Origin of the sequence: Pararhodospirillum oryzae (assembly GCF_007992075.1) — a bacterium.
GTDB classification, from domain to species: domain Bacteria; phylum Pseudomonadota; class Alphaproteobacteria; order Rhodospirillales; family Rhodospirillaceae; genus Pararhodospirillum; species Pararhodospirillum oryzae.
On sequence record NZ_BJZO01000145.1, the window covers coordinates 1 to 4477 of the forward strand.

Sequence of the window (4477 nt, forward strand, 5' to 3'; positions counted from 1 at the left end):
TGGGGGAGCCCTCTTCCGAGGACATCCAGGGCTTCAGCCGATTGCCCCGAGGGTGCCCCTGGCGTTTATTCAGGCATGCGGATACATAAGAAAGGACTCAACCCAGGCCTCGCAGGCCACCCTTGAAGCCGCCGGGCCGGGGACGGATATGCATTCTGGTCGTCCGCTGGCACGTGGTTTTCCGTAACGGTGCATTGAAGCCAGCTCCGGGGATTCTCCGAAGGTGGGCTGGCTTCCGGGACCTCCCCCTTCCCCGGTGAAGGAAACGTCGTGTGATCTCGATCCGTTTGCACCTTCTGGTCCTGGTGAGCGTGCTCGCCATCGTGGGTTCGGAAGCCGTGGTCTGGCTTTTGAAGGAACGCGAGCTGGGGGCCGTCACCCAGGTCCTGCATCTGGCCGAGGTCGAGCAGGCCTTCCTGCGCGCCAGCCAGGAACGCCACCTGCTTCGTCATACCCTGAACCAGGAGGATGCCCCGGCCCAGATGATGCTGGCGGTTTCCCTGGATCCCTTGGCCGACCTTCGCCCCGCCTTGCCCCCGGCGCTGCGCCCTTCCCTGGACCGGGTGCGGGAGAGCACCGCGCTTCTGGAACTCACTGTTTCGCAATTCCTTGAAAAATTTAAAATATTTACACATCAATCCCGCTCGCTCGCGGCGCTTGGCCAGAGCGTGATCCGGCAGGCACGCGAGCGCTGCGCCCCCTTGCCCGAGGTCCAGGCAGAGGGGGTCGTGAACGGATTGCTGGCATGGACCGTCGGCCTGGACAGCCTGGTGGTCACCGATCTGAGCACAGCCGGAGACCCGGCCCGTTTCAGCGCCAACGCCGCCTTGGCCCTGGAAGGCCTCGGACAAGCGGCCCGGCGCGCCGAGGCCCTGTGCGCCCCCTCCTCCCGGGACCCTTCCTTCGCCGCCTTGACCGAGGAAAGCCGGACGCTGGCCAGCGCGCTGGTGGACTCCTGGAAAGGGATGGATGCCCTTGACCTGACCGTCATCGGCCTGGAACGGCGGGTGACCCATGCCCTTCGCGAACTGCGCGAAACCCTGGAGCGCTCCAGGCAAGACCAAAGCCTGAGATTGCGCGTTCTGGCCCTGGCCATCCCCTTTTGCTTCCTGCTGGGGCTGGGCCTCGTGGCGTGGGGGGTGGTACGGTCGATCACCCGGCCGCTGAACGTGCTGATGTCCTATGCCACCCGCCTGGGACAACGCGAGCTGGATTTACCGCGCCCCATGCTCGACACCTATGAATTCCGGCGGTTGGGGGAAACCCTCGACCAGATGCGCCGCAACCTGCGCGCCGGGCGCGACACCTTGGAAACCCGCGTGCGCGAGCGCACCCACCGGCTTGAACAAGAGATCGAAACCCGCAGACAAGTTGAAGTCCAGCTGCAAACCGTGGCCGCCCGCGCCGACGCCGCCAACCACGCCAAGAATGCCTTCCTGGCCACCATCAGCCACGAAATCCGCACGCCCCTGAACGCCATCCTGGGCATGACCCATCTGGTTTTGGAGTCGTCCCTGTCGGCCCGCCAGCGCGATCAGGTCCACACGATTCACGACGCCGGCCAGGCCTTGCTGGCCTTGATCGACGACATCTTGGACTATTCACGGCTTGAAGCGGGTGTTTTGTCCTTCGAGGATGTCGCCTTCGATCTCGACACGGTGATGACCGCCGCCAGTGCCCTGATCGCGGCCCGGGCCCGGGAAAAGAACCTGCCCGTCACCATTACCGTGGCCCCCGGCACCCCCTCCACCGTGCGGGGCGATCCCAAGCGCCTGCGCCAGGTGCTGGTGAACCTGATGGACAACGCGGTCAAATTCACCCAGCAAGGAGAAATCACCCTGGGCGTGGACGTGCTTTTTCGCAACGACACCCACGCCACCTTGCGGTTTTGCGTGCGCGACACGGGGATTGGCATGGATACAGACCAGTGCGAGGGATTGTTCCAGCCCTTTACCCAACTTGACGCCTCCACAACCCGGCGGTATGGCGGCACGGGACTGGGGCTGGCCCTGGTCAACCGGCTGGTCAGCATGATGGGAGGCACCATCCACATCGACAGCGCCCCGGATCAGGGGACGGACGTGTATTTTTCAGCCCGTTTTGGCCTGGAGGCCGATGTCATGCCCCCCGTCGGAACGCCCGATCCCACTTCGCCCCCCGCGCCTGGCGCGAACGATGCCCCGGTTTATTACCTGCCGGCCGCGGGAACCGTGCAGCGCACCTTGCTCGAACGACTGGCCCACGGGCAAGGGGCCGCCGCGACCCGGGTCGCCGTTTTGCTGGAGCAGGGCGACACCAAGGCAGCGGAAGCCCTTGTTCACACCATCAAGGGGACGGCAGCCCTGTTGGGAGCCATGCCCCTGGCCTCGGCCGCGACTCCCTTGTTGCAGGCCTTGCGCGCGGACGATGCCACGGGCGCCAGGCGCACCCTGCCCGCCTTTGCCGCCGCGCTGGCGGCCCTTGAACGCCTCTGTCGCGCCCCCGGCCCGGCCGAGGCCCCTTTCCCGGCGGACGCCACCTTGCCAGAAGGCGCCGATCCCGCTTTGATTATCGCTCACCTGAATGAAGCCGTGGCGGCCTTTGATCCATGCGCCTACGATCTGCTCATCGAGAATCGTGCCATCCTTGGCTCCGTGCTGCCGCCAGAAGATCTGGACCGTCTCTTTTCCCTGATTGGGGATTTCGCGTTCGACGAGGCCCGCCCGATCCTTGAAAGCCTGAAACGACGTCTGTTTCCGCCGGAGAGCCCCCCCGCATGACCGATGCCCCCTTGATGGATCCGGACGCCCGCAGTCTTATTCTCATTGTTGATGACACGCCCTCCAATATCGCGGTCATCAGCGGCATTCTGAAGGACCACTACCGGCTGAAGGCAGCCACCAGTGGAGAAAAGGCCCTGGCGCTGGCGGGCGCGGCCGACCGGCCGGATCTGATCTTGCTCGACGTGATGATGCCCGGCATGGACGGCTACGAGGTGTGCCGGCGCCTGAAGGCCAACCCCGACACGGCGGCGCTCCCCGTCATCTTCCTGACGGCCAAGGCGGAAGCCCAGGATGAAGCCCTGGGGTTTGCCCTGGGCTGCGCCGATTACATCCACAAGCCCTTCCGCCCCGAGATCATGCTCGCCCGCCTGCGCACCCAGCTTTCCCTGGTGGCGGCCATGCGCCAGCTGGCGGCCCAAAACGCGGCCCTGATCGAGGCGGCCCGCCTGCGCGAGGATGTCGAGCACATCGTGCGCCACGATCTGAAATCCCCGTTGAACGCCATTCTGGCCGCGCCCCAGATCCTCCTCGACGATCCGACCCTGAGCGAATCCCAGCGCGGCATGATCCGGCTGATCGAAACGGCCGGCTATCGCATGCTCGACATGATCAACCGCTCGCTTGATCTCTATCGCATGGAAAATGGCCTCTACGACCTCCACCCCGTGCCCGTTGACCTGGTGGGAAGCGCCCGGGCCGTTCTGGCCGAGCTGGAGGCCGCGCGCGCGGCCAAGAATCTGGTGGTCGCGGTCCGCCTGAATGACCGGCCGGTCGGCCCGACCGACCGCCTCCTGGTTCAAGGCGACCCCCTGTTGTGTCATTCCCTGCTCGCCAACCTGGTCAAGAATGCCCTTGAAGCCTCGCCCAGGAACGAAACCGTGACCTTGGATCTTTTCGCCGCCGGAAACCCGGCCCAGGGTCACGCGGTTCTTGAAAACGCGGGCGAGGTTCCGCCCGCCATCCGCGAGCGGTTCTTTGAAAAATACGTCACCGTCGGCAAGCGCGACGGAACCGGACTGGGAACCTACTCGGCTTGGATGATGACCCGGACCCTGGGCGGCACCCTGTCCCTTGACACCAGCGTCGCCGGCCGGACCCGGGTGCGCCTTTGCCTCCCCCTTGATGAAGAGAACGAGGCCGGCCATCAGACGCGGGAGGTTGCCATCCCCCTCCCCGCGCGGCCAGCTTGACGGATGCCAATGCCCATCCCTACACTAATACAAGGTCGATCCGCCGGGCCGATGCGTTCCCCCACGGCAAAGTCCATCGATTGGCCCCTGGCGACATCAAAAGGATTCCTCCATGAAGCAGGTTACCGACGCCTCGTTCAACGAGGATGTCTTGCAGGCAGAAGGGCCCGTCCTTGTCGATTTCTGGGCCGAATGGTGCGGGCCGTGCCGTCAGATCGCCCCTGCGCTTGACGAACTGGCGGAAACGCGGGCCGACACCCTGACCATTGCCAAGATCAATATCGACAACAACCCCCAAACCCCGGCCAAGTACGGCGTGCGCGGCATTCCCACGCTGATGGTGTTCAAAGGCGGGCAGGTGGTGGCCACCAAAATCGGCGCCCTTCCCCGGACCAAGTTGTTCGAATGGGTGGATTCCCTGCTGTAGGCCTCCTCGAAACCCGGGGAGCCTTCCGGCACCCAACCCTGCCAGGGGCCAGGGCAATCGGATGAAGCCCTGGATACCCTTGGAAGAGGGTTCCTCAG

The 4477-nt window shown here is 65.0% G+C and carries 3 protein-coding genes; all 3 read left to right on the forward strand.

Features of this window, described 5'->3' with window-relative positions; translation table 11 throughout:
* The first annotated feature begins 272 nt into the window (after positions 1–272).
* On the forward strand, positions 273–2759 hold the full coding sequence (locus tag ROR02_RS15965; RefSeq protein WP_147165041.1) for a sensor histidine kinase: 2487 nt from the start codon (positions 273–275) through the stop codon (positions 2757–2759).
* Positions 2756–3952 (forward strand): hybrid sensor histidine kinase/response regulator, encoded by a 1197-nt coding sequence (locus ROR02_RS15970; protein WP_147165042.1) that lies wholly within the window; start codon positions 2756–2758, stop codon positions 3950–3952. Before ROR02_RS15965 ends, ROR02_RS15970 begins: the two co-directional genes overlap by 4 nt.
* Positions 3953–4064: 112 nt before the next feature.
* Positions 4065–4379, forward strand: coding sequence for a thioredoxin TrxA (trxA, locus tag ROR02_RS15975; protein WP_147165043.1), 315 nt, complete (start codon positions 4065–4067; stop codon positions 4377–4379).
* Positions 4380–4477: the final 98 nt, after the last annotated feature.

What these genes read in the sequence shown, in the direction of transcription:
- ROR02_RS15970 (WP_147165042.1), top strand. Translation starts at nt 2,756, where the DNA reads ATGACCGATGCCCCCTTGATGGATCCGGACGCCCGCAGTCTTATTCTC.
- trxA (WP_147165043.1), top strand. Translation starts at nt 4,065, where the DNA reads ATGAAGCAGGTTACCGACGCCTCGTTCAACGAGGATGTCTTGCAGGCA.